General features: G+C 41.3%; 5 protein-coding genes. 1 reads left to right on the top strand and 4 read right to left on the bottom strand.

Features of this window, described 5'->3' with window-relative positions:
* Positions 1–53: 53 nt before the first annotated feature.
* Complete coding sequence (locus ACEW8U_RS21145; protein ID WP_373524044.1) at positions 54–1,430, top strand: sulfatase; 1,377 nt, start codon at positions 54–56, stop codon at positions 1,428–1,430.
* A gap of 22 nt (positions 1,431–1,452) precedes the next feature.
* Here ACEW8U_RS21145 and ACEW8U_RS21140 read toward each other — a convergent pair whose 3' ends face one another.
* From ACEW8U_RS21140 to ACEW8U_RS21125, 4 genes are all read right to left on the bottom strand, one after another.
* Entirely contained in the window at positions 1,453–2,259 is an 807-nt protein-coding gene (locus ACEW8U_RS21140; protein WP_373524043.1) for an alpha/beta fold hydrolase, read from the bottom strand.
* 35 nt (positions 2,260–2,294) lie between these two features.
* Positions 2,295–2,582 (bottom strand): DUF2442 domain-containing protein, encoded by a 288-nt coding sequence (locus tag ACEW8U_RS21135; RefSeq protein ID WP_373524042.1) that lies wholly within the window; start codon positions 2,580–2,582, stop codon positions 2,295–2,297.
* A 331-nt stretch (positions 2,583–2,913) separates the two neighbouring features.
* Positions 2,914–3,738 (bottom strand): sugar phosphate isomerase/epimerase family protein, encoded by an 825-nt coding sequence (locus ACEW8U_RS21130; protein WP_373524041.1) that lies wholly within the window; start codon positions 3,736–3,738, stop codon positions 2,914–2,916.
* A gap of 29 nt (positions 3,739–3,767) precedes the next feature.
* On the bottom strand, positions 3,768–5,159 hold the full coding sequence (locus ACEW8U_RS21125) for an aminopeptidase P N-terminal domain-containing protein (protein ID WP_373524040.1): 1,392 nt from the start codon (positions 5,157–5,159) through the stop codon (positions 3,768–3,770).
* Positions 5,160–5,342: the final 183 nt, after the last annotated feature.

The following is a 5,342-nucleotide window of genomic DNA, read 5'->3' as shown; positions in this document are numbered from 1 at the left end:
ACTCGAAGTCATGGCATAACTAAGATTAACAAATTCAAAAATTTCTAAAAAATATGGGCAGAATTCTTGTGTTATCCATCATTTGCATTCTAAGCTTAGGTTTCCCCGGTTTTTCTCAAAATGACCAACCCAATATTATTTTCATTCTGACAGATGATCAAAGATGGGATGCCTTGGGATTTGCAGGAAACGATTTAATCCATACTCCTGAAATGGACAGGCTTGCTGCGGAAGGGGTATTTTTTGAAAATGCCTTTGTAACCACGCCAATATGTGCAGCGAGTAGGGCCAGTATTTTAACGGGAACTTATGAGAGAACACATGGCTATACTTTTGGGCAAGGGGAAATCAAACAACCATTTATTGATCAATCCTATCCTGCAGTGATGAGAAAAAGCGGATATCATACTGGCTTTTTCGGGAAATTCGGTGTCAATTATTCCGGTTTTGAAGGGCTGTTTGATATTGGTGAGAATTACGACAGGTTGGACCGCTACAAAGATAGAAGAGGTTATTTCTATAAAACACTCGGGATGGATACAGTTCATTTGACCCGCTATACGGGCCAAAAAGCAATTGAGTTTATCCGCCAAGCTCCCCAAGAAAAGCCATTTATGCTTTCTTTGAGTTTCAGTGCCCCGCACGCCCATGATCCGGCGGAAGAGCAATATTTTTGGGAGAAGGAATTTGATTCATTGTATGCATCACAACATTTTCCTAGACCTCTTTTAAGTGATCGGGAATATTTTGATGCGCAACCCGTCTATGTTCGGGAAGGTGAAAACCGTAACCGTTGGCATTGGAGATTCGACACCGAGGAAAAATACCAAAGGAGTTTGAAGGGATACTTCAGGATGATTTCGGAAATTGATCATGAAATTGGGTTGATAAGAGAGGAGTTACTAAAACTGGGAAAGGACAAAAATACAGTTATCATTTTTATGAGCGACAACGGCTATTTTTTGGGAGAACGTCAACTGGCCGGAAAGTGGTTGATGTATGATAATTCCCTACGGATTCCCATGTTCATCTATGATCCAAGATCCGTCCAAGGCCGAAAAGTAAAAGACATGGTTTTGAATATTGATATAGCCCCGACTCTTTTTGATCTTGCCGGTCTTGAAATTCCAAAATCCTGGCAAGGCCTAAGTCTAGCCGGATTTTTAGAAGAAAACAGTCCTGATTTTGAGCGGGAAGATTTTATATGCGAACATCTTTGGCAGGTGGATATTATAGCGCCAAGCGAAGGTCTTAGAACAAAAGATTGGAAGTATTTCCGTTACATCAATGATCCTCAGCATGAGGAATTGTATGATTTAAAATCAGATCCTTTAGAAAAGAATAACCTTGCCTTGAATCCTGCATTTCAAGACCAGTTAACAGAAATGAGACGAAAATTTGAGGATAGAGAAAAGGAATTGAGAAAATAACCCATTTCAATCCTTGCCAACTTCATTTAAGATTCTTCAACCATTGATCAACCCTTTCATTAAAATCCTCCAGGTTCTCCCAATGGAAAGCATGGCCGCTTTGGAGGTAGATATGCAGTTTGGAATTGGGGATGGCTCCGGCAACTTCCTTGGTCATCCAAACAGGAGTAAACGCATCTTCCTCACCTCCCAAGACAAAAGTCGGGCATTGAATCTTTGCCAGATCAACTAAAACAGAATGGGAAACACATGCGGCGGCCTGACCCTCCAGCCCGATCAATGGCTGTGGATTGGGATCCAAGGCTGCGTTTTTGCGGTCTTCCAACAAGCCTGTATGAATATCTTCATCATCCCAAGACCGTTTTGAAAAAATCAACAACTGAATATACACACTGAATTCCTCAGGTTTTAACCTTGCCTTACAATCTCTCATGTGCTGAAAAATAGCCTTGGCTGTATTGTCACATCTGGCCCAAGGACACATCAGTATCATGGCTTTGACCCTTGTCGGAAAATGGATGGCCATCTGTTGCGCGATGATGCTACCCATCGAAACCCCGACCACCTTTACAACCCCCAAACCCAAATAATCCAAAACCCCAATACAATCCTGCGCCATCTGATGAGAAGTATAGGGTCCTTCAGGTTTGTCGGATTTACCGACACCCCGGTTGTCCACCAAGATACAGCGAAAAGATTTTGCCCAATGGGCCACATGTTTTTCCCATACCAATCCTGGTGCTGTGATGCCCATAATCAGGAGCAGCGGTTCTCCCGAACCTCTTTCTTCGAAGTAGATATTGATTCCGTTGGTGTTTATTGTAGGCATGTTTTTCTATTTTTTTTATAATGGTCAAATATAATTTAACCTATTTTACCACTATACAAATCCGAGATAGGAAAAATAAGATCATAATCATTCCAGTTAAGATTACCTTCTATCAGACTGAAATTTGAAAACTTTTTTTCGTCAAGATACTTTTTAATTGAAGGATGTACAGATTTAGATAAAAATGGTTTAAAGTCGACAAGTTTTTCATTACCATCACTGAATTTTATCCTTATCGCAAAATCTGAAAGATATTTCGCTGATTCGATCCTTAATTCTTCAAAAACTGATTCGTGTTCCGAATAATCAATTAATATTTTCATGATAATCGTTTTGTGATTTTTTCAAATTTAACATCCTTATGATAAACAAAATAGTCAATCCATCACTTCCCATCCTTCATAAGATTATCGAGGTGAAGTATCTTATAAGGATCAGGAAATGATAAATACAAGCATAAAAAGGACCTCTAGAGATTCCTCGTGCCTCGGAATGACGCCCACCTTGATGTCATTCCCCTTTCTGTAAATGCCAATTTTATCCACTCGGAATGACGTCTCCTTTTTTTCTCGGTTCCCTGAAATTCTTCTTGGCAGGCATTGGTTCTCGTATCTTGGGTCTAGTTCCTCACTTCTCGTTTCTCGCCTCTCGCTTCTAAACCAGCCCCGGCACTAATACCTCATTCACCCACTTCCCATCATGTAGCGTTACAAAATCCGGATCTTCCAAAGCTTCTTGTCCTTCATCCTCGCAGATAATCCAACCTGCATATCCAATATCTTTCAGCCATTGGGTAATGCCTAGCAGGTCCACTTTCCCATTTCCCATCAGGGCAAACTCAGGATTTCCGTCCCAATCTTTGTAATGCACATGGTTGATGATGGATTGATATTCCTTCATTTTGGCCAGAGGGTCCATGCCGCCGTTGATGATATGCCCGAGATCAGGGCACCAACCTGTAACCGAAAGGTCTAAACCTTCAATTATCACTTTATAATCTTCTTCTGTTCTCGTAATCGAGGTGTGCGGTGAATTGGGATGGAAACTGCTATCCACTCCTTTTTCTTTAGCCCTTCGGGAAACTGCGTTTACAATATCAGTTAGACTTTTTCTTCTTTGAACGAGGTCATGACGACCCGTGGGAATTTGAACAGTACAAAGCACAGAACCAGGAAATCTCTTGAGCAAATCTATCGCATTGTCAGCCACTTTCCTTTCTTCATCAGTTTCGCTTGCACCGTTCCAGTCCAAGGCCAAGGCAACAGCAGCCAGTTCTATGCCCTGTTCCTTGAGTTTTTCCTCCAACAAAACCGGATCTGAAAGTTTTCCCATCCAGGAAAAAATGGGCTGGATTCCTGTAAATCCCGCTTTGGAAATGATCTCGATCATATGACCCAATTGATCCCTGTAAGTTTCTCCGTTGTTGTTCATATACCAGGTATAAACCTCAGCGCCGAACTTGAATGGTAGTTTTTTCATCTATATTTAATTGGATGGTTTTAGGTTTATTACTTTTCTCGCATCTGCTCCACTTCATGGATTTCTATGGGTAAATGCCCACCCAATAGCTTTGCTCCTGTTTCTGTAATTAGGTATCCGTCTTCAACCCGAATACCTCCAAAATCCTGGTATTGGGCAAGTTTTTCGTAGTCAATATAATCACTGTGCAGGTTTTCTTTCTGCCACTGTTCAATCAGTTGAGGGATAAAATAAATTCCAGGTTCTATGGTGATGACAAAACCTTTTTCCAGTGCTTTGCCCAATCGCAGAGATTTCAGACCAAATTGACTGCTTTTTTTGAGCTCATCGGTGTAGCCCACATATTCCTCTCCCAAATCTTCCATATCGTGTACATCAAGACCCATCATATGGCCCAAGCCACACTGAAAAAACAAAGCATGGGCTCCCTGATCCACCGCCTCATCAAGATTGCCTTTCATTATCCCGAGTCCTTTTAAACCTTCCGCCAGCTTCCTACAGGCCAAGAGGTGAACATCCCTGAAAATTATCCCCGGTTTTAGTGCTTTGACAGCGGCTTTGTATGCATTGAGCACAATCTGATAGATTTCCCTTTGACTATCGGAAAAGCTGGATCCTACCGGAATTGTACGGGTAATATCCCCAGCATAATGCATGGCAGATTCCGCACCAAAATCCCCTAAAAGCATTTTACCGGCTGTAAGGGGATTGGAGTAATTATGGTTGTGCAGAATTTGTCCGTTGATGGTAATGATGGGAGGAAAGGATACATTACCTCCCAAGGAAAGGGCTTCTCCTGTCACCAGGCCAAGAAGTTGAAATTCTTTCATTCCTGATTTGGCTCCAAGCATCAATTTTTTGTGCATGCTTACGCTGATATTCACCGCCTTTGAAATTTCCAGGATTTCTTCCTCTGACTTGATGGATCTCAATGAGACAACAGCCTTGATGAAATCCACTGAAACTAAGGAAGAAATTTCATGAAGGGATGTGTTGAGCAAGCCTCCCAACTTTTGAAGATTTTCAGGCCGGTAAGGAGGTAGGAAATGGATTCGCCGATCAGACACAGAAGCCAAAAACTTGGTGATTTCACTTTTGGATTTAGTTTTTTCTACCCCAACCATCATTGCCAAGTCTGAAATAGGGGGATGTTCCCCCTGCCAAATAGTTTCTACAGTAGTCAAATTATCCCCAAAAATGATCTCTATATCCTGATCAATATCAATCACTGCCGTTAGCCCCGCCATATCCAAACCAAAAAAATAAAGGAAAGTACTGTCTTGCCTAAAAGGATACCAGTTGTCTTTGAAGTTCATACTGCTTTCTTCATTCCCTAAAAATAGGAGCACACCGGAACCCATTATTTTCTTTAATCGCCCCCTGCGTTCTTTATAGGTATTTGTTGAAAAGATTTTGTTCATGTTTTAATAATTATACCTATGTTAAAGTCGCAGTTAATTTCGTGGAATAAATATTAGAATATTGATTGATATTCGATATTGACGGATATTAAGCTCATTACCAGAATGACGGCTGCTTTTCTTCCGTCTTCGGTCTTCCGTCTTCCGTCCTAACTAAATAGCTTTGGTGCTCAACGCCCAAAA

It is taken from the genome of Aquiflexum sp. (assembly GCF_041751335.1).
Taxonomy (GTDB): domain Bacteria; phylum Bacteroidota; class Bacteroidia; order Cytophagales; family Cyclobacteriaceae; genus Aquiflexum.
This window is presented reverse-complemented; position numbering and strand designations above follow the sequence as displayed.

Bases quoted from the DNA above. Each gene is read 5' to 3' on its own strand.
- ACEW8U_RS21145 (WP_373524044.1), top strand. From the start codon at position 54: ATGGGCAGAATTCTTGTGTTATCCATCATTTGCATTCTAAGCTTAGGT.
- ACEW8U_RS21140 (WP_373524043.1), bottom strand. From the start codon at position 2,259: ATGCCTACAATAAACACCAACGGAATCAATATCTACTTCGAAGAAAGA.
- ACEW8U_RS21135 (WP_373524042.1), bottom strand. From the start codon at position 2,582: ATGAAAATATTAATTGATTATTCGGAACACGAATCAGTTTTTGAAGAA.
- ACEW8U_RS21130 (WP_373524041.1), bottom strand. From the start codon at position 3,738: ATGAAAAAACTACCATTCAAGTTCGGCGCTGAGGTTTATACCTGGTAT.
- ACEW8U_RS21125 (WP_373524040.1), bottom strand. From the start codon at position 5,159: ATGAACAAAATCTTTTCAACAAATACCTATAAAGAACGCAGGGGGCGA.